At 72.3% G+C, this 18389-nt stretch carries 19 protein-coding genes; 15 read left to right on the top strand and 4 right to left on the bottom strand.

What is annotated here, in order from left to right; translation table 11 throughout:
• The first annotated feature begins 62 nt into the window (after positions 1-62).
• Entirely contained in the window at positions 63-1748 is a 1686-nt protein-coding gene (locus ABG085_RS12400) for an MFS transporter (RefSeq protein ID WP_347976038.1), read from the top strand.
• 78 nt (positions 1749-1826) lie between these two features.
• Here ABG085_RS12400 and ABG085_RS12395 read toward each other — a convergent pair whose 3' ends face one another.
• The gene (locus ABG085_RS12395; protein ID WP_347976037.1) at positions 1827-1997 is read right to left on the bottom strand and encodes a hypothetical protein; all 171 of its coding nucleotides are present in this window, start codon (positions 1995-1997) and stop codon (positions 1827-1829) included.
• Positions 1998-2064: 67 nt separating this feature from the next.
• Positions 2065-4752 carry a phosphoenolpyruvate carboxylase gene (locus ABG085_RS12390; RefSeq protein WP_347976036.1) on the bottom strand — a complete coding sequence of 896 codons (2688 nt, stop codon included), beginning with the start codon at positions 4750-4752 and terminating at the stop codon, positions 2065-2067.
• A 173-nt stretch (positions 4753-4925) separates the two neighbouring features.
• Between ABG085_RS12390 and nhaA the strand changes: the two genes are divergently transcribed.
• The 5 genes from nhaA to ABG085_RS12365 all read left to right on the top strand — a co-directional run bounded on the left by nhaA (position 4926) and on the right by ABG085_RS12365 (position 9090).
• Entirely contained in the window at positions 4926-6086 is a 1161-nt protein-coding gene (gene nhaA, locus ABG085_RS12385) for a Na+/H+ antiporter NhaA (protein ID WP_347976035.1), read from the top strand.
• Between the two features lie 53 nt (positions 6087-6139).
• Entirely contained in the window at positions 6140-6826 is a 687-nt protein-coding gene (locus tag ABG085_RS12380; RefSeq protein ID WP_347979189.1) for a MazG family protein, read from the top strand.
• 88 nt (positions 6827-6914) lie between these two features.
• Positions 6915-8234, top strand: coding sequence for an ATP phosphoribosyltransferase regulatory subunit (locus ABG085_RS12375; RefSeq protein WP_347979188.1), 1320 nt, complete (start codon positions 6915-6917; stop codon positions 8232-8234).
• A 74-nt stretch (positions 8235-8308) separates the two neighbouring features.
• On the top strand, positions 8309-8563 hold the full coding sequence (locus ABG085_RS12370; RefSeq protein ID WP_347976034.1) for a hypothetical protein: 255 nt from the start codon (positions 8309-8311) through the stop codon (positions 8561-8563).
• Entirely contained in the window at positions 8560-9090 is a 531-nt protein-coding gene (locus ABG085_RS12365) for a hypothetical protein (RefSeq protein WP_347976033.1), read from the top strand. The genes ABG085_RS12370 and ABG085_RS12365 overlap by 4 nt, the downstream gene beginning before the upstream one ends.
• Positions 9091-9098: 8 nt before the next feature.
• Here ABG085_RS12365 and ABG085_RS12360 read toward each other — a convergent pair whose 3' ends face one another.
• Positions 9099-10346: an amino acid permease gene (locus ABG085_RS12360; protein ID WP_347976032.1), complete on the bottom strand. Its 1248-nt coding sequence runs from the start codon at positions 10344-10346 to the stop codon at positions 9099-9101.
• A gap of 76 nt (positions 10347-10422) precedes the next feature.
• Between ABG085_RS12360 and ABG085_RS12355 the strand changes: the two genes are divergently transcribed.
• Together ABG085_RS12355 and ABG085_RS12350 are read left to right on the top strand one after the other, a co-directional pair.
• A complete protein-coding gene (locus tag ABG085_RS12355; protein ID WP_347976031.1) occupies positions 10423-10893 on the top strand; it encodes a YdeI/OmpD-associated family protein in 471 nt (156 codons plus the stop codon).
• A 36-nt stretch (positions 10894-10929) separates the two neighbouring features.
• Entirely contained in the window at positions 10930-11748 is an 819-nt protein-coding gene (locus ABG085_RS12350; protein WP_347976030.1) for an SGNH/GDSL hydrolase family protein, read from the top strand.
• A gap of 7 nt (positions 11749-11755) precedes the next feature.
• Here the strand turns inward: ABG085_RS12350 and ABG085_RS12345 are convergent, their stop codons facing one another.
• Positions 11756-12298, bottom strand: coding sequence for a DUF4442 domain-containing protein (locus ABG085_RS12345; RefSeq protein WP_347976029.1), 543 nt, complete (start codon positions 12296-12298; stop codon positions 11756-11758).
• A 100-nt stretch (positions 12299-12398) separates the two neighbouring features.
• Here ABG085_RS12345 and ABG085_RS12340 point away from each other — a divergent pair, with 100 nt between their 5' ends.
• The 7 genes from ABG085_RS12340 (at position 12399) to ABG085_RS12310 (ending at position 18367) form a co-directional block, all read left to right on the top strand.
• On the top strand, positions 12399-12755 hold the full coding sequence (locus tag ABG085_RS12340; protein WP_347976028.1) for a GntR family transcriptional regulator: 357 nt from the start codon (positions 12399-12401) through the stop codon (positions 12753-12755).
• Positions 12745-13761, top strand: a complete 1017-nt coding sequence (locus ABG085_RS12335; RefSeq protein ID WP_347976027.1) for a DUF1648 domain-containing protein — start codon at positions 12745-12747, stop codon at positions 13759-13761. Before ABG085_RS12340 ends, ABG085_RS12335 begins: the two co-directional genes overlap by 11 nt.
• 31 nt (positions 13762-13792) lie before the next feature.
• Positions 13793-14479 carry an O-methyltransferase gene (locus ABG085_RS12330; protein ID WP_347976026.1) on the top strand — a complete coding sequence of 229 codons (687 nt, stop codon included), beginning with the start codon at positions 13793-13795 and terminating at the stop codon, positions 14477-14479.
• 96 nt (positions 14480-14575) lie between these two features.
• Positions 14576-15856, top strand: coding sequence for a phosphopyruvate hydratase (gene eno / locus ABG085_RS12325; protein ID WP_347976025.1), 1281 nt, complete (start codon positions 14576-14578; stop codon positions 15854-15856).
• 132 nt (positions 15857-15988) lie between these two features.
• Complete coding sequence (locus ABG085_RS12320; protein WP_347976024.1) at positions 15989-16477, top strand: septum formation initiator family protein; 489 nt, start codon at positions 15989-15991, stop codon at positions 16475-16477.
• A gap of 94 nt (positions 16478-16571) precedes the next feature.
• On the top strand, positions 16572-17090 hold the full coding sequence (locus tag ABG085_RS12315; RefSeq protein WP_347976023.1) for a DUF501 domain-containing protein: 519 nt from the start codon (positions 16572-16574) through the stop codon (positions 17088-17090).
• Entirely contained in the window at positions 17087-18367 is a 1281-nt protein-coding gene (locus ABG085_RS12310) for a S8 family serine peptidase (protein WP_347976022.1), read from the top strand. The genes ABG085_RS12315 and ABG085_RS12310 overlap by 4 nt, the downstream gene beginning before the upstream one ends.
• Positions 18368-18389: the final 22 nt, after the last annotated feature.

Below are 18389 nucleotides of genomic sequence, written 5' to 3'. Positions count from 1 at the left end.
CCGGCGGTCACGAGATCCACGTGGCGCTGGCCTTCCCCCGGCCGAAGCCGTAGGGTCGCGACATGGGCCGTCTGGGGACCCGTTCGAGGCTCGATCAGGCCGTGGGGGCCTTCTCGAGCAACTGGCGCAACGCCAATCTGCGGCGCGCGCAGCTGAGCTTTCTCGGTGCCTGGACAGCGGAGTGGGCCTTCACGGTGGCGCTCGGCATCGTCGCGTACAACGCCGGCGGCGCGCTCGCCCTCGGCGCGGTGGGACTGCTGCGCATGCTCCCTTCCGCGCTGCTGGCGCCCATCCTGTCGCCGTTCGCCGACCGTGGGCGGCGTGAGCGCGTCCTCGTCGTGGTGTCGGTCGTGCGGGGTGCTGCCACCGCGGTCGCGGCGGCCGTCGTGGCCGTGTCGGGCCCGATCGCCGTCGTCTACGCGCTCGCGGTCGTCTCGACGATCGCGGCGACCATGTTCCGGCCGGCGCACTCCGCCCTCCTGCCCACGCTGTGCCGCACCGGCCACGAATTGGCCAGCGCCAACGTCGTGCGGGGTCTGCTGGACTCCGTCGCGACGCTCGTCGGGCCGCTCCTCGCCGCGATCCTGCTGGCCTTCACCGATGTCTCCGTCGTGTTCGCCGTCGCGGCGGTCGCGTCGTTCTGGGCGGCGCTGCTGCTCTTCCGAGTGCGATACGACGCGCCGCCGAGACCGGCGGCGCCGCGGCGCGACCTGCTGAGGGAGGCCGCGGAAGGAGCCGCCGCGGTGTGGCGGAGCCGCGATCTGCAGCTGATCCTCGGCCTGGCCGCCGCCCAATCGCTCACCCGGGGCGCGCTCACCGTGTTCTCGGTCGTGGTCGCCATCGAGCTGCTCGGCATGGGGGAGTCCGGCGCCGGATCGCTGATGGCCTCGGTCGGCGTCGGCGCGGTCCTCGGCTCGCTCGCGGCCTCGCTGCTCGTCGGAACCCGGCGGCTGGGCGGGTGGTTCGCCGTCGGCGTGGCGTTGTGGGGACTGCCCATCGCCCTCGTCGGCGTCTTCCCGGCGCAGGCGGCGGCGCTCTTCCTGCTCGCGTTCGTCGGGGTCGGCAACGCGCTGATCGACCTCGCCGGGTTCACGCTGATCGGCAGGCTGACTCCGGACGCCCTGATGGCGCGCGTCTTCGGCGTGCTCGAGAGCCTGGTCGCCGTCTCCATCGGCGTCGGGGCCATCGTCGCGTCGGTGATGATCGCGTGGCTCGGCGTCGACGGCGCGCTGATTGCGATCGGCATGCTGTGTCCAGTGCTCGCGCTGGCTTCGTGGTGGCGGCTGCGCGGTCTTGATCACTCCGTCGGGGCGCTGGACGCCGAGGTCGACCTCCTCCAGCGTGTGCCGATGTTCCAGCCGCTCCCGCTGCCCGCGATCGAGCAGCTCGCTCGCGGGCTGGAGCCGGTCGAGGTGGCACCGGGCAGCGCCGTCTTCCGCCAGGGGGACCTCGGCGATCACTACTACGTGGTCGAGAGCGGCCGAGCCGACGTGCTGGGCGACGGTCGCGTGATCGCGACGCTCGGCGAAGGCGAGGGATTCGGCGAGATCGCGCTGCTTCGTCGCACGCCGCGGACGGCGACGGTGGTCGCGCAAACGCGGCTCGAGCTGAAGGCGCTCGCCGCCGATCGGTTCACCGCCGTCGTCCTCGGCTTCGCGCCCAGTGCCCAGGCGGCCGCCACGACGGTGGAGGACCAGCTGGATCGGTACGCGCCCGACGAACCGCCCGACGGGCCGCGGGCATCGTGAGACCCGCCGGGATGAACGACCGACGAAGGGCCGGGCCGCGTGGGCCTGCGGCCCAGCGGCATTCGTGATCCGCCGTCGTCACTCCCAGTGCAGGCCGCAGTCGCGACACTCGAACTCGACGCGGTCGATCAAGCCGTCGTCGAGGGCGTCTCGACGATCCCACTCGATCCGGAACCACCTCGGCTCGGTCGCCCGCGCATCGAGCGACCCGCAGTGGGGGCAGACTTCGGCGACGATGATCCGTGCCATGGGGGCCACGGTACGCCGCGCGGTGCGCGGCCCCGGGTGCGACGCGCCGATCCCGCGCGGCGTCCGGTCAGCCGGTGTTCTGCAGCCCGGCGGCCACGCCCGACACCGACAGCAGCAGCAGTCGCTGCAGCTCCGGGTCGACCGGTGCACCCTCCGGTGCCTCGCGGAGCGCCCGCAGGGCGCGCAGCTGCAGCAGCGAGAGGGCGTCGACGTAGGGGCTGCGCATCTTGACGGCCCGCTGCAGCACCGGCTTGTTGCCGAGCAGCTCGGTGCCGTCGGTGATCCGGATCACCCAGTCGCGCGTCAGCCGCATCTCGTCGCGCACGAGCGCGGCGAGGTCGTCGCGGTCGCCGAGCTCCAGGTAGTGCAGCGCGATGCGATCGTCGGTCTTCGCGAGGCTCATGGCCACGTTGTCGATCAGCGTGCGGAACAGCGGCCAGTCCTGGTACGCCTGCCGCAGGAGGGGCTCGTCGGCGACCGCATCGAGCGCGGTGCCGAGTCCGAACCATCCGGCCAGGTTGATCCGAGCCTGGGTCCACGCGAACACCCAGGGAATGGCGCGCAGGTCCTCGAGGGACTCGACCGACAGACCGCGGCGGGCCGGGCGCGAACCCAGCGCCAGCAGGCCGATCTCCTCCATCGGGGTGACGCGGGCGAACCACGGCGCGAAGCCGGGCGCCTTCACCAGCGAGAAGAAGCGCTCGCGGGATGCGGCATCCAGCGTCGCCGCGACACCCGCGTACTTGTCGGCCGCCGCGCGGTTGCGCTCCTCGTTCGAGGGTGACGACGCGAGCAGGATCGCCGCGGCGACCTGGTCGATGTGCCGCATGGCGATGGCCGGATCGCCGTAGCGGGCGAAGATCACCTCACCCTGCTCGGTGAGCTTGAACCGGCCGTCGACCGAGTGCGGCGGCTGGGCCATGATCGCCGAGTTGGCAGGCCCTCCGCCGCGGCCGAGCGCGCCGCCGCGTCCGTGGAACAGCGTCAGCTCGATGCGGTTCTCGTCGGCCCAGGCCGCGATCTTGGCCTGCGCCTCGTACAGCGCGAGGTTCGCGGCGACCGGTCCGACGTCCTTCGACGAGTCGGAGTAGCCGAGCATGACCTCCAGGCGCCGTCCGGTGGCTTCCAGGCGAGCCGCGAACTCCGGGTGCTCGACGATCTCGGCGAGGATGCGGGGCGCCGCCTGCAGATCGGCGAAGGTCTCGAACAGCGGGATGACGTCGAGCACGGGGGCCCGGCCCTCGGGGCCGACCGCGTACGCCGCGAGCTTGTGGACGGCGGCGAGGTCCTCGGCGGACTGCGTGAACGACACGATGTAGCGGCCGGCCGCCCGCGAGCCGTAGCGCTCCTGCAGGAACCCGACGGTGCGGATCACATCGAGCACCTCCTCGGCGAGCTCGCTGCGCGGGACACCCGACTCGAGCTCCGCGAGCACCTTGGCGTGCACGGCCGAGTGCTGACGCACCTCGAGCTCGGTGAGGTGGAACCCGTACGTCTCGACCTGCCACAGCAGCTGCTGCAGGTGCCCATAGGCCTGGCGCGGTGCGCCGGCCTGCACGAGGGAATCCTGCACGACGCGGAGGTCGGCCAGGAGGTGCTCGGGGTCGGCATACGCGAGGTCGGCGTTGCGGGCGCGCGTCGCCTCGATCTTCCGCGCGATCAGCAGCACGATGCGGCGATGCGGCTCGTCGGGCGACCGCTTGGCGATGTCCTTCGCGGCGTCCTCGTCGGCCGCCTTCAGGCGCCGCCACAGCGCCAGCAGCGCGTCGCTCGGCGGCGTGGTGGTCGCGTCCAGCGTGAGCGTGCGCCCGATGCGGCCGGCGGTGCGGGCGAGGCCCAGCAGCACGTGCTCGCTCGCGATGGCGGACGCCTTGCGGGTGACGGATGCCGTCACGAACGGGTTGCCGTCGCGATCGCCGCCGACCCACGACCCGACCCGCACGAAGGGACGGACGACGGGCGCGCGGCCGCCGGCCGCCGGCCCCTGCAGCGCGTCGTCGACGCGGCGGTAGACGTGCGGCACCGCGGTGTAGAGCGTGTCGTCGAACACTGCCATCACCGCGCGCACCTCGTCGGTGGGCGCAGGCTTCTCGGATCGCAGCGGTGCCGTGCGCCACAGCGTGTCGATCTCTTCGAGCATGCGCCGCTCGGCGCGGCGCTGGTCGGCACGCTGCTGATTCACACCGCTGCGCCGCGATGCGTCGTGCTCTTCGAGGAGCGTCGCGAGGCGGCGGATGCTGGTCGAGACGGCGCGGCGGCGCGCCTCGGTCGGATGCGCGGTGAAGACGGGGTGGAACCGCATGTTCTGCAGCCGGCGCAGCGCGGTGTCGTCGCCGACCTCGGCGGCGAGCCGCACGAAGGCCGCCGCGACCGAGTCGGTGGCCTGCTCGCGGTCGGGCCGGCCGTCCCGTTCACGGAGGATGCGCACCCGCTGGTGCTCCTCGGCGAGATTCACGAGGTGGAAGTACGCGGTGAACGCCCGGGCGACCTCCTCGGCGCGCGCGACCGTGAAGGAGTCGGCGATCGCCGCGGCACGGGCGAACGCCTCGGGCGTCTCGTCGGTGTAGGCCTGGATGGTCGCGGTGCGCAGGCGCTCGACGTCCTCGTACAGCCCGGGCGAACCGCTCTCGCGCAGCACCTGGCCGAGGAGGGTGCCCAGCATGCGCACGTCGCTGCGCATCTGCTCGGGGATCGCCTGCTCCGCCTCGTATCGGCCGACGAGGTCGATCGCTTCGGTCTGGGTGAGTTCGCGCATCTCTCCAGGCTAACGGCGCGCTGTCGCCCGGCCGTCACGGCCGACGCTGTGTGACGACGGCGCCGCACGGCGTCCCTCGGTGACGAAGTCGGCCTCGCTACACTGGCCCGTGGAGAGCCGGGAAGTCTGGTCGGCGCACCCCTTGTCGACCCGCGATCCCCTCCGGAGGCCCGATGTCGCTTCTTCGCTCCGCCCGCTTTCCCGCTGTCATCCTGCTCGTCGCCGCAGGTCTCGGCCTCTTCGTCGCCAACTCCGCGGTGGCGCCCGCCGTCGACGCGGCCATGCACGCCGAGTTCGGCATCCCGGGCGTCTTCGAGCTGAGCCTGTCGCACTGGATCAAGGACGGCCTCCTCGCCGTCTTCTTCTTCGTCGTCGCCGTCGAGCTGCAGTACGAGCTCACGGGCGGGCAGCTCAACTCCGCCCGCAAGGCGCTGCAGCCGGCCATCGCAGCGGCCGGCGGCGTGCTCGTGCCGATCGCGATCTACGCCGCGATGGCGTGGGGCACCGACGCGACCGCAGGATGGCCGATCCCGACGGCGACCGACATCGCCTTCGCGCTCGGCGTCCTCGCGGTGTTCGGCAAGGGGCTTCCCGCGGCGCTGCGGGTGTTCCTCCTCGCCCTCGCGATCCTCGACGACATCGTCGGCATCATCTTCATCGCGGTGCTCTTCACCGACGGGGTGGACATCGCGGCGCTCGCCGGGGCGGCGGTCGCGGTGGTCGCGTTCGGCATACTGAGCAGGCAGCTCGATACCCGCGCCCGCATCCCGATCGCGGTGGTGCTGGTGCTGCTCGCGATCACCACGTGGGTGCTGGTCTACCTGTCGGGCGTCCACGCGACGATCGCGGGCGTCGTCCTCGGGCTCGCGATGGCGCAGCGGCCCGCGCTGCGCGTGCGGCACGAGCTCGAGCCGTGGGTGAACGTCATCGTGCTGCCGGTGTTCGCGTTCTCCGCCGCGCTCGTGGCCATCCCGTCCGTGCCGCTGTCGCAGCTGTCGCCGGCGTTCTGGGGTGTGCTGGTGGCGCTCCCTGTCGGCAAGATCGTGGGCATCGCGGCGTTCGGCTGGCTGTCGCTGCGCCTCGCGCACCGGGGGAGTGCGCCGCCTCTGGCATTCGCCGACCTCGTCGCCGCCGGAGCGCTGGGCGGCATCGGGTTCACGGTGTCGCTACTGCTGTCGGAGCTCGCCTTCACGGATGCTGCGGACCTGCGCGATCAGGCGACACTCGGCGTGCTGGCCGGTTCCGTGATCTCGCTCCTGCTGGCCGCCGGCCTCGTATCCTGGCGGGCATGGCATTACCGGCAGCGGGCGACGACCGGATCCGCGACGACGTGACCGACGCACGCCCGCATGACGCGGCCGACCCGCTCCGCGAGGCGGCCGAGGTCATGCGCGCGGTCCGCGACCGCTGCGTGTGGACCCAGCAGATCGACCATCGCGCCCTGGTGCCCTACCTCGTGGAAGAGAGCGCGGAGCTCATCGACGCCGTCGAGGACGGCTCGCGCGACGAGCTGCGCGAGGAGCTCGGCGATCTGCTCTGGCAGGTGCTGTTCCACGCCGAGATCGCCTCCCGCGACGAGACCGCGCCGTTCGACATCGACGACGTCGCGCGTGGGCTGACCGACAAGATGGTGCGACGGCATCCGCACGTCTTCGGCGATGCGATCGCGACGACGCCCGAAGAGGTGCTGGTGCACTGGAACGCCGCGAAGGCGGCCGAGAAGAGCGCGCGCACGAGCGTCCTGGACGGCGTGAGCGAGCGGATGCCGAGCCTCGCGCTCGCCCAGAAGCTCCTGTCGAAGGCGGCCCAGGCCGGGGTCCCCGCGCCGGGGACGTCGAACCAGGAGATCCCCGTCGACACCGAGGGCGAGACCACCGGTCTCGGCGGAGCCGCCCGGTCTCAGCGCGACGAGGCGACGAGTGAGGCCGAGCTCGGCGACGCGCTGCTCGCGCTCGTCGCAACGGCTCGAGCGAACGGCTGGGACGCGGAGCGGGCACTCCGCGAGCGGCTGCGGCGCATGGAGCGGGACATCCGCGCCGCCGAAGGGGCCGCCGAAGGGGCCGCCGAAGGGTAGAGGGTCGTCGGCGGAGGCCGTGCGCGAGGAGCGCCCTCGGCCCATCTGGGAAGATGGCTCCGTGGCATCCGTCAATCCGCCGCGCGGCATGCGCGACTTCCTCCCCGCCGAAAAGTCCCGTCGCGAGCGCGTGCTCGCCGTCATCCGCGAGCGCTACCGCGCGCACGGGTTCGACGAGATCGAGACGCCCGTGATGGAGGAGTACTCGCGGCTGCACGCCGGCATCGGCGGCGACAACGAGAAGCTCGCCTACAACGTGCTCAAGCGCGGCCTCGACGCCGACGCCATCCGCGGGGCTGCCGATGACCCCGCGAGCCTCACCGACCTCGGGCTGCGCTACGACCTGACCGTGCCGCTCGCGCGCTTCTACGCGACCAACCGCGGGCAGCTGCCGTCGGTGTTCCGCTCGATCCAGATCGCACCGGTGTGGCGCGCCGAGCGCCCGCAGAAGGGCCGCTACCGCCAGTTCGTGCAGTGCGACATCGACATCATCGGGGATGCGTCGGCCCGTGCCGAGGCCGAGCTCGCCGTCGCGACGCTCGACACGCTGGACGCACTGGGCCTGGACGGCGGCAGCATCCGCATCAACGACCGGCGCCTGCTCGACTGGATGCTCGACAGCTTCGGCTTCGGCGCCGACGAGCGTCCCGGCGTCCTCATCACGATCGACAAGCTCGACAAGATCGGGCCGGAGGGCATCGTCGCCGAGCTGCGCGAGCGCGCCCTTCGACAGGCGTCCGGGCCCGACTCGACGGCGATCGACGCCTTCGAGGCGTTCCTGCGCCGCCCGATGGCGCTCGAGCACCACCCGTACGGTGAGCGCCAGATCCGCAAGGCGCTGCCGGCGGACGCGCCCGACGACATCGTCGCGCACCTCGTCGGGATCGGTGAGGCGGTGGCCGCGGCGCGCGCTTCGACAGGCGCAGCAACCGATGCGGGGTCCGTGAGCCTGTCGAAGGGCGGCGAGATCCCGCTGGTGTTCGACCCGTTCCTGGTGCGGGGCATGGGCTACTACACGGGCACGATCCTGGAGCTCGCCCACCCCTCGGTCGACTACTCGCTCGGCGGCGGCGGTCGCTACGACGGCATGATCGGCCGCTTCCTCGGGCAGGATGTGCCCGCGGTCGGCTTCTCGATCGGCTTCGAGCGCATCGTCGACCTCGTGGCGGAGCAGACGGATGCCGCAGCCCCGGCCGTCGTGCTGGTCCACGACCGCGACGTGTCCGAGGCAGAGCTGCTCGCCCTGAAGGCCGGGCTGGTGCGACAGGGTTCGCGGGTGCGCCTGGAGCAGCGCACGAAGAACCTCAAGGCGCTCCTCGAGCGCGCGGCCACCGACGGCTACACCGCCTTCGCGACGGTCGGGGCGGGCACGACCGGCGCCACGCTCGAGGTTAAGCCCCTCAGCTGACGGGTTGTGTCGGCCGGCGCCGGGATGTCAAGACGAAGTTGACATGGCCGAACGTCAAGCGTAAGTTGACAGGCATGAGCGCATTCCCCGAGCATCTGTCGCCTCTCCACCGACGCCTGACCGGCGCAGCCATCGCCGCGATCGTGACGGGCGTCGTCATCGTCATCCTCGGCGTCGGATTCGGGTGGTCCGGCGTCGGGGGAGGCTTCGCCCTCGGCGCAGGAGTCGGCCTCGCCGGCGTGGGTGCGTACCTCTGGGGCTACGCCAACGGGATGAGCCGGCCCGCGACCCGGGCAGGCTGGCTCCCGAGCCGCGACGGGCGGGAATGACCGCGCTCGCGGACGCGGTGGGGCGGGCGGTCCTGGCCGCCGCACAGGTCGAGACCACGGGCTCGCTGACCGTCGGCGACCACCTCGCGCTGGTCGCCGCGAGCGCGCGCGCCGAGGACGAGGCCCGCGGGCTCTTGCAGCGGTCGGTCGCGGCGGCGCGGGCCGGCGGCGCGAGCTGGGCGCTCATCGGGGCGGAACTGGGCATGTCGCGGCAGGCCGCGCAGCAGCGGTTCGGCGCCGCGAGCAGCACCGCCGGCGAGTCGGAACGGTGGCTGGGCCCGGTCACCGCGTTCGACGAGCTCGCCGAACTCGAGATCGCGGGACGCCAAGGCTGGCACACGGTAGAGGCCGGCATGCTGTCGCACCGCATGGTGCGCACCGACACCCAATGGGAGCACCGCCGGATCCTGTGGCGCGGCTCGCTCGCGGCGGAGGCGGCGGACGGCTGGCGGGTGGGATGCCGCGCCTTCCCGTGGATCTACCTGATCCGCGATCTCGGCACGCCGCCCGAACCGCCACCGGCGTAGAGCATGCGTCAGGCTCTCCGCCGGAGCCTGACCGCGCGGTAGGCGATGCCGGCGGCGACGACGACCACGCCGCCCACGACGGACTGCCAGGGCAGCGTGACGGCGAGGACGAGGCATCCGATCGCCCCGACGATCTGCAGCGCCACCGGGTAGCGCCGCGCCTCACCGCGCTGGCGGAGGGCCGCGACGTTGGCCACGAAGTAGTAGAGCAGCACGCCGAACGACGAGAACCCGATCGCACCGCGCAGATCGATCAGCGCGACGAGTACCACCACGACGGCGCCCACGGCGATCTCGGCGCGCAGCGGCACGCGGGTGCGGGGGTGCACGCGATCGAGGAACCGGGGCAGGTCCGCTTCGCGCGACATGGCGAACGTGGTGCGACTCACGCCCGCGATGAGTGCGAGCAGCGCCCCCAGCGACGCGGCCGCCGCGCCCACGCGCACGACCGTGCCGATCCATTCCCATCCCGACCGCACCGCCGCCTCCGCCACCGGCTCGGTCGATGCGGCGACGCCGGCGGGGCCCAGCGCGCTCAGCACCGCGACGGCGACCACGGCGTAGACCGCGAGTGCGACGAGGAACGCGATCACGATGGCCCGCGGGATCACCCGACGGGGATCGCGGACCTCTTCGCCCATCGTCGCGATCCTCGCGTAGCCGGCGAACGCGAAGAACAGCAGACCGGCGGACTGCAGGATGCCGTAGCCGCCGCCCGCCCACACCGTCTCGGCTGTCAGCCACTCCGGCGTCGCGCTCGCCGAGAAGGCGGCCGTGATCGCGGCGGCGAGCGCGCCGAGCGAGACCACGACGATCACGCGGGCGGCGCCGGCCGTGCGCGTCACGCCGAATCCGTTCACGGCCGTGAGCACGACCACCGCCGCGACCGCGACCGGTCGCTCCCACCCGCTCGGCGCGGCGTAGGCGGCGAAGGTCAGCGCCATGGCGGCGCAGCTGGCGATCTTGCCCACCACGAAGCCCCAGCCCGCGATGTACCCCCACCAGGGACCCAGCTCCGCCCGACCGTAGGCGTAGGTGCCTCCGGACGTCGGGTACGCGGCGGCGAGCTGCGCGGACGAGGTCGCGTTGCCGAACGCCACGACCGCCGCGATCGCCAGTCCGATCAGCAGACCGGTGCCCGCGGCATCCGCCGCCGGCGCCCATACCGCGAACACGCCGGCGCCGATCATGGAGCCGAGGCCGATGAAGACGGCATCACCGAGGCCGAGCCGACGCTGGAGGGAGGGGGATGTCACGGGCGAACTTTAGCGCGCGCGATCGAACGGCGGTTTCGGGGTTCACGAGACGCCCGCCGCCCGCCAGGATGATGCCATGACGCTGCAGATCCACACCGTGCTGGTGCCGTTCGGGCCGGCGACCGCGATCGAGCTGACCGACGCGCAGGTCGCGCAACTCGGCGGCGGCAAGCGGGCCGCGGTCGTGGTCGGCATCGGCGGGCGGTCTGCACGGGTGCGCCTGGCCGTGATGGACGGCCGGAACGTCATCGGGCTCTCGAAGGCGGTGCGCGCCGACCTGGGCGTCGAGATCGGCGACGAGGTGGACGCGACCGTCGCACTCGACACGGAGGAGCGCGACGTCGAGGTTCCGGCGGACCTCGCCACAGCCCTCGACGCCGGCGGCGTGCGCCCCGCGTTCGACGCGCTGTCGCTCAGCAGGCGCAAGGAGCTCGCACGCTCCGTGTCGGAGGCGAAGCGTCCCGAGACCCGCGAGCGCCGCATCGGGGCCGTGTTGGATGTGCTCGCGGGGGCCGGAACGCCCGAACCCGGCACGTCACCGGGGTGACGGCATCCGTTCACCCGCGTGTTGTGGCATGTCGGCATGTCCCGCGCGCGTGACCTCTCGCCCGGAGCCGTCGCCGCGGCCTCGGCCGGCGCCCTGCTCGGCGCCGGACTCGTCGTGTTCGGCGGACGCGCCGTGCTGGCGCGGCAGGCCGCGCTGGCCCGTCGCCGGATCGGCAAGCCGCTGGGGGAGGAGGCACTCGACGCCGACCGCGTCTGGGCCCGTCGCTTCGCAGGCGAGCCGATCGAGCTCGTCGTACTCGGTGACTCGATCGCCGCGGGGCTGGGTGCGGAGCGCCGCAAGGACACCCTGGGCGCCCGGATCGCGAAGGGACTCGCCCGCAGGACGCAGCGGCCGGTGCGGCTGCGGACGGCGGCGATCGTCGGCGCGGAGTCGTCGGTGCTCGACGACCAGGTCGACGCCCTGCCCGCCGACTACGCGCCGGACGCGGCGGTCATCGTGGTCGGCGGCAACGACATCACCCACCGTGTGCCCGTGCCGATCTCGGTCGCCCACCTCGAGAAGGCGATCCTGCGCCTCCGCGCGCGGGGCGCTGTCGTGGTGGTGGGAACGTGCCCCGATCTGGGTGCCCTGCGGCCGGTGCCGCAGCCCCTGCGGGCGCTCGGCTCGCGGCTGTCGCGCCAGCTCGCCGAAGCCCAGGCCGAGGCGGCCTCGCGGTGCGGAGCGCGCCCGGTGTCGCTGCGTCGAGCCGTGGGGCCGTTCTTCGTGACCCAGCCGGACGAGATGTTCAGTCTCGACCGGTTCCACCCCAGCGCGCTGGGTTATCGGCGGACCGCCGAGGCACTGCTGCCCGCGATCCTCAAGGAACTGACCGCGGCTCGCGCGCTGGTGGAGTGACCGAGGACTACCGCGCGGCCTGACGGTCGTCCGGCTCGGCAACCGACTCCGACGACGGCGCGGAGGCGGGAGCTGAGCCGTTCGTCGAGGCCGCGGTGACGCGCTTCTTCTCGCGCACGTACACCTCGCGCCGCACCCTCGCGACGACGTCGCCCGCGGCATCCGTGATGTCCGTCTCGAACCACTCGAGCACCTTCGCGCCGCCTCGCGCGCGTTCGCGCAGCTCCTCGGCCTTCTCGCGCGACACCTCGAAGCGCGCGGTGAGCACCCCGCGTCCGGGCTTCAGGAACTCGATCTCGCCGCGCGTGTCCCAGACGACGTAGTCGCGGCCGAGCTGGTGCATGACGAGCATGAAGAAGTACGGGTCGGTCATCGCCGACATGGATCCGCCGAACGCCGTCTTGACGTAGTTGCGGGTGACGACGTTCACATGCAGCTCGACGGTGGCGCTCGTCCAGTCGTCGGCGAACCGCTTCACGCGGATGCCGCTGCACAGGTTGGGGATCCACAGGCTCATGCCGAGAGCCAGGCGTCGGGGAGTCACGCGCATGGGTTTCAGCATGGCCGAGTGCGGCGTGAGCGCGGAATTCGATTGGTCGATTTCCACAAATGGTTCCGTTACTTGTTCTAGTGCTAGTAGAGTTATGGCCATGCTGGTTCGCATTGATCCCGAGAGCGAAGCGCCGTTGTTCGCGCAGATCGCCGCATCCGTCCGAGCGGATGCCGCAGCCGGCCGGGTGCGCCCGGGAGACCGGCTGCCCGCGGCCCGTGACATCGCCGCCGCCCTGGGGGTGAACGTGCACACCGTGCTGCACGCCTACCAGGACCTGCGCGACGAAGGTCTCGTCGAACTGCGGCGCGGCCGCGGCGCGGTCGTCACCGTGCAGGCCGCGACCCTCGAGACGCTTCACCACGACATCGAGGACCTCGTCGCACGGGCGCGCGCGGCGGGGTTGCCGCCCGACGCCCTCGCCGCCCTCGTCAAGGAGATCGCCCGTGAACGCTGACCGCACCCCGTCCCGCCTCGCCCTGCGCCGTTTCGTGCTCGTGGCGGTGTGGCTTCCCGTCGTGCTCACGGCGCTGGGAGTCGCCGTGCAGCTGGTCCTGCTGCCCCAGATGCCGGCGGCGATCGCGGTGCACTGGAATGCCGCGGGCGCAGCCGACGGCTTCGCACCGGCCTGGAGCCAGCCCCTCGCCACCATCGTGTTCGGCCTCGGGCTGCCGCTGCTCATCGCCCTGACCTCGCTGCCGGGACTTCGCCGGGGTGAGCGCGGCCCGACCTACCGCCTGATGGGTGCCACGGCGGCCGCACTGTCGGCGCTCGTGACCGTGGCGCTGACCTGGACCTTCGTCATGCAGCGCGGGCTCGACGGCTCGACCGCTGCGCCCACCGTGTGGCCGGCCCTCATCGCCGCGTTCGTCGCGGCCGCGGTCGCCGGTGTGGCGGCGTGGTTCCTCCAGCCGCGCCAGGAGTCGATGGATGCCGCCACCACGCGCGCGACGCCGCTCGCGGTGTCCGCGAACGAGCGCGTGCTGTGGATGCGCACGATCGGCATGAACCGGGGCGCGGCGATCGCGATCGTCGCCGCGGTGCTCGTCATCGCCGCCTGCGCGCTCGGCGCCTGGGCGACGGGCGCTGAGCCGATCCTCGTGTGGGTGCTCATGGGTGTGGCGCTGCTGCTGCTAGCCTTCGCAGCCACGACGCTGGCGTTCCACGTCCGCGTCGACGACAGCGGGCTGCACGTCGGCTCGGTGCTCGGCATCCCGCGATTCCACGTGCCGCTCGCAGACATCGAGTCGGCTGCGCGCGTCGAGGTGAACCCGATGGGCGAGTTCGGCGGCTGGGGGCTGCGCTTGTCGACCGGCCGGCGCTTCGGTGTGGTGCTGCGCGCCGGCGAGGCGATCGAGGTGCTCCGCCGCAGCGGCAAGCGGTTCGTCGTGACCGTCGACGACGCCGACACCGGCGCCGCGCTTCTCGAGGCCCTGGTGAGCCGGGCGGCCTCGAGGCCTTGACGCCCGGTCGGCGGGCGGATTGGCTGAGGACATGGCTGAACCCGCACCCGACACCTGGCCGACTCCCGAGAAGTGGTCGCGTGTGGACGCGTACCTGACCGAGCTGCTCGTCGGCCACGACCCCGACCTCGAGCGTGCGGTCGCCGATCAGCAGCACGCGGGGCTCCCGGCCATCGAGGTCGCGCCCGTCAACGGCAAGCTGCTGCACCTCATGGCACGGATCTCGGGCGCCCGCCGGGTGCTCGAGGTGGGAACGCTGGCCGCGTACTCGACGATCTGGCTGGCCCGCGGCATCCCGGGCGACGGCCATGTCGTGACGATCGAAGCGGAGCCTCGCAACGCCGAGCTCGCCCGTGCCAACCTCGAACGTGCGGGCGTCGGCGACAAGGTCGAGATCCGGCTCGGCCGAGGGGCCGACGTGCTGCCCACCCTCGCCGGCGACGAGCCGTTCGACCTGGTCTTCATCGACGCCGACAAGGAGTCCAACACGATCTACCTTGATTGGGCGGCGCGGCTCGGCCGGCCGGGCACTGTCGTGATGGTCGACAACACCGTCCGCGGCGGCGAAGTCGCCAACCCCGCCACCGAGAATCCGCAGATCATCGGGGTGCAGCGCGGCCTCGAGATGCTGGGGCGCGACCCGCGCTTCGACGCCACGGCCATCCAGACGCTCGACGCCAAGGGCTACGACGGCATCGCCATCGCGCTGGTCGTCTGACGGACGAGGTCGTCGTCACAACGCGGTGGCGGGTCAGTAGGCTGAGGGGCGGACCGACGACGCTCCAGCGAATCACCCTAAGCAAGGAGAACCCCTGTGGCACAGATCGAGGCTGTAGGCGCCCGCGAGATCCTCGACTCGCGTGGAAACCCGACCGTCGAGGTGGAGGTGCTGCTGGACGATGGCATCGTCCAGCGTGCGGCCGTGCCGTCCGGCGCGTCGACCGGAGCCTTCGAGGCGTACGAGCTGCGGGACGGCGACAAGAGCCGTTACAGCGGCAAGGGCGTTCTGAAGGCCGTCGCGGCGGTCATCGACGAGCTCGGTCCGGCCATCGAGGGTGTCGAGGCGAGCGAGCAGCGCGTCATCGACGAGATCCTCATCGCCACCGACGGCACCGAGAACAAGTCGCGCTGCGGCGCGAACGCCATCCTCGGCGTGTCGCTCGCGGTGGCCAAGGCGGCCGCGGACTCGGCCGACCTGCCCCTCTTCCGCTACCTGGGCGGCCCGAACGCGCACGTCCTGCCCGTGCCGCTGTTCAACGTGATCAACGGCGGCCAGCACGCCGACAACGGGATCGACTTCCAGGAGTTCTTCCTCGCCCCCATCGGCGCCGAGACCTACACCGAGGCGCTCCGCTGGGGCACCGAGGTCTACCACGTCCTCAAGGGCGAGCTGAAGGCGGCCGGCTTCGCCACCGGGCTCGGCGACGAGGGCGGCTTCGCGCCCGACCTCCCGAACAACCGCGAGGGCCTCGACTTCCTGATCCAGGCGATCGAGAAGGCCGGTTTCACCCCGGGCACGGACATCGGCGTCGGACTCGACGTCGCCGCGAGCGAGTTCTTCGAGGACGGCGTCTACACCGTCGAGGGCAACCCGTGGTCGGCCGAGAAGCTCACCGACTACTTCGCCGACCTGGTGGCGAACTACCCCGTCGTCACGATCGAGGACGCCCTCGACGAGGACGACTGGGACGCGTGGAAGATTCTCACCGAGAAGATCGGCTCGCAGGTGCAGCTGGTCGGCGACGACCTCTTCGTCACCAACCCCACCCGCCTGCAGAAGGGCATCGACCTCGGGGTCGGCAACGCGCTGCTGGTGAAGGTCAACCAGATCGGCACGCTGTCCGAGACGCTCGACGCCATCGCCCTGGCCACCCAGAACGGCTACCGCTCGATGCTGTCGCACCGCTCGGGCGAGACCGAGGACACGACGATCGCCGACCTCGCCGTCGCCGTCAACGCGGGTCAGATCAAGACCGGCGCGCCCGCTCGCAGCGAGCGCGTCGCGAAATACAATCAGCTTCTGCGCATCGAAGAGGAGCTCGGCGAGGCCGCGGTGTTCGCGGGCCGTGGAGCCTTCCCCCGGTTCAAGGGCTGATGCGCTGACAGCGTGAGAAGTCGCGCCGCTGAGCGAGCGCACAGGGAAGGGGGAGCCGTGGCCAAGACGACGGCTCCCCCTTCTCGTACTCCGAGGGCGCCTTCGCCGGCCGCCGCGGCGCGCCGTCGGCCCGTGAGCGGACGGCGTCCGGTCGACGTGCGGGGATGGCTCGGCGGCATCCGTCTCTCCGGCTTCATGGTGATCATGATGGGGCTGGTCGTGCTCGCCGCGTTCGTGCTCGTGCCGACGATCGGCACCTACGTCGACCAGCGCCAGCAGGTGGCGGCCCTCGAAGAGGCGGTGCAGCTCAGCCGCGACGAGGTCGCCGACCTCGAGTCGCAGCGCGAGCGCTGGCAGGACCCCGCGTACATCACGACGCAGGCGCGCGAGCGCCTGTACTACGTCCAGCCCGGCGAGGTCGTCTATCTCGTCGACGACGATCTTCCGCCCGAGCTCGAGCCCCAGGAGCAGGAGCCGGTGAGCGACGAGCTCCAGGCCGCCGACGCCGACTGGATGGCGAAGCTGATGCGCTCCGTGACCGAGGCCGGGCTCGCGCAGACGGTCGCGCCCGTGACGGTGGGCGTGCCCGATCCCGAACCCTCGCCCACGCCGACGCCGTGAGTGACCGCGACCGGCACGGCCCCCTCGGCCGTCACCCGGTCCAGCACCATCCCAGGTGCCGCCGGTACCCTAGGCCCGACCAAGGAGCTGCTCTGTGACGACCCCGCCGTACCCCCCTGTCAGCGACGCCGACCTCGCCGTGCTTCGCGAACAGCTCGGTCGCCCGGCGCGGGGCGTCGTCGGGATCGCCGCGCGCTGCGTGTGCGGCAATCCCACCGTCGTTGCCACGTCGCCCCGGCTTCCCGACGGCACGCCGTTCCCCACGTTCTACTACCTCACCCACCCCGCTGCGACCGCCGCGATGTCCGTCCTCGAGGCCGACCACGTGATGCGCGAGCTCTCCGAGGTGCTGGCCGACGACGAAGAGGTCGCCTCCGCCTACCGGCTCGCCCACGAGGCGTATCTTCGCGACCGCTCCAACTTCGGCGAGGTCGACGAGATCGCCGGCATCTCGGCGGGCGGGATGCCGACACGCGTCAAGTGCCTGCACGCACTGGCAGGGCACGCGCTCGCCGCGGGTCCCGGCGTCAATCCGATCGGCGACCGCGCGCTCGCGCTGTCGTCCTGGTCGCCCGAGCGCTGCGTCTGCGCCGAGCCGGGGTCGGGCGGATGATCCGGCGGCTGGTCGCCGTCGTCGCCTCGGCGACGGTCGCCGCGGCTCTGGTCGTGGCGGCCCCCGCCACGGCCCTGGCGGCGCCGGCGCCCGGCGGTGAAGACCCGGTGCGTGCCGCCGAGTACTGGCTCGCCGACTACGGCGTCGAGAAGGCGTGGGAGACCACGCGGGGCGCCGGCGTCAAGATCGCCGTCATCGACACGGGCATCGGCCGTGGACCCGTCGAGCTGGACGGGGCTGTCGCCGGCGGCACGGATGTCTCCGGTGCCGGCTCGTCCGACGGTCGAACGCCCCTCGGCACGGTCGACAGCGATCACGGCAGCTGGGTCGCCTCCCTCGCGGCGGGGCGGGGCACGGGTCCGGACACGGGCATGATCGGCGTCGCACCCGAGGCGCAGCTGCTCTCGGTGTCGGTTGCCTTCGGATCGTCGGCGAAGCGGCCGTTCTCCGACCAGATCGCGGACGCCATCCGCTGGTCGGTCGACAACGGCGCCGACGTCGTCAACATGTCGCTCACCACGAACGTGCCGGATTGGCCCGAGAGCTGGGACGATGCGTTCCTGTACGCGTTCGAGCACGACGTCGTCATCGTCGTGGCCGCAGGCAACCGCGGAAGCGGCACCACCCGCGTCGGCGCCCCCGCGACCATCCCGGGCGTGCTGACCGTGGGCGGCGTCGACCGCTCCGGAAAGGCGAGCGTCGACGCGTCCACGCAGGGCATCACGATCGGCGTGTCGGCGCCCAGCGAAGAGCTCATCGGCGTCTCGGCCGATTCCACCCTCGTCTCGTGGGACGGCACGAGCGGCGCCGCGCCGATCGTCGCCGGGATCGCAGCTCTCGTGCGGGCGGCGCATCCCGAACTCGACGCGGCGAACGTCATCAACCGCATCGTCAAGACCGCACGGCCCGTCGGCGAGGACCCCCAGACCCGGCTCCTCTACGGCTTCGGGTTGGTGGATGCCGCAGCCGCCGTCGCGGCGAGCGTGCCCGGTGTGACCGCCAACCCGATGGGCAGCCTCGAGGACTGGGTGCGGCTGTATCGCCGCGCCCCTGTCGCGCCGACGCCGGAGGCGCCGGCGCCCGCCGTGGAGGTTCCCGCGCTGCCGGAAGCGGATGCGCCCACGCGCGTCACCTCGCCGCTGCTGCCCGATCGGGACACCGTGCTCTACGGCACCCTGCCGCTCCTGTTGGCCACAGCGACGGCTATACTGGTGGCGCTCGGCGTCACCGCTGCTGTCCGACGCATCCGATTGGCGTCCCGCGCGCCGAGCCGCTGACACAGGAGGAGTACTCCAAACC

Source organism: Microbacterium sp. ProA8, from assembly GCF_039905635.1.
Lineage (GTDB): Bacteria > Actinomycetota > Actinomycetes > Actinomycetales > Microbacteriaceae > Microbacterium > Microbacterium chionoecetis.
Note: the sequence above shows the minus strand (reverse complement) of the source record. Positions and strands in the feature narration are given on the sequence as shown.

Excerpts from the sequence above, each read along its gene's own strand:
- ABG085_RS12365 (WP_347976033.1), top strand. The coding sequence starts at position 8,560 with ATGACCGCGCTCGCGGACGCGGTGGGGCGGGCGGTCCTGGCCGCCGCA.
- ABG085_RS12380 (WP_347979189.1), top strand. The coding sequence starts at position 6,140 with ATGCGCGCGGTCCGCGACCGCTGCGTGTGGACCCAGCAGATCGACCAT.
- ABG085_RS12355 (WP_347976031.1), top strand. The coding sequence starts at position 10,423 with ATGACGCTGCAGATCCACACCGTGCTGGTGCCGTTCGGGCCGGCGACC.
- ABG085_RS12345 (WP_347976029.1), bottom strand. The coding sequence starts at position 12,298 with ATGCGCGTGACTCCCCGACGCCTGGCTCTCGGCATGAGCCTGTGGATC.
- ABG085_RS12370 (WP_347976034.1), top strand. The coding sequence starts at position 8,309 with ATGAGCGCATTCCCCGAGCATCTGTCGCCTCTCCACCGACGCCTGACC.
- ABG085_RS12390 (WP_347976036.1), bottom strand. The coding sequence starts at position 4,752 with ATGCGCGAACTCACCCAGACCGAAGCGATCGACCTCGTCGGCCGATAC.
- ABG085_RS12310 (WP_347976022.1), top strand. The coding sequence starts at position 17,087 with ATGATCCGGCGGCTGGTCGCCGTCGTCGCCTCGGCGACGGTCGCCGCG.
- ABG085_RS12395 (WP_347976037.1), bottom strand. The coding sequence starts at position 1,997 with ATGGCACGGATCATCGTCGCCGAAGTCTGCCCCCACTGCGGGTCGCTC.
- ABG085_RS12330 (WP_347976026.1), top strand. The coding sequence starts at position 13,793 with ATGGCTGAACCCGCACCCGACACCTGGCCGACTCCCGAGAAGTGGTCG.
- ABG085_RS12375 (WP_347979188.1), top strand. The coding sequence starts at position 6,915 with ATGCGCGACTTCCTCCCCGCCGAAAAGTCCCGTCGCGAGCGCGTGCTC.
- nhaA (WP_347976035.1), top strand. The coding sequence starts at position 4,926 with ATGTCGCTTCTTCGCTCCGCCCGCTTTCCCGCTGTCATCCTGCTCGTC.
- ABG085_RS12400 (WP_347976038.1), top strand. The coding sequence starts at position 63 with ATGGGCCGTCTGGGGACCCGTTCGAGGCTCGATCAGGCCGTGGGGGCC.
- ABG085_RS12350 (WP_347976030.1), top strand. The coding sequence starts at position 10,930 with ATGTCCCGCGCGCGTGACCTCTCGCCCGGAGCCGTCGCCGCGGCCTCG.
- ABG085_RS12340 (WP_347976028.1), top strand. The coding sequence starts at position 12,399 with ATGCTGGTTCGCATTGATCCCGAGAGCGAAGCGCCGTTGTTCGCGCAG.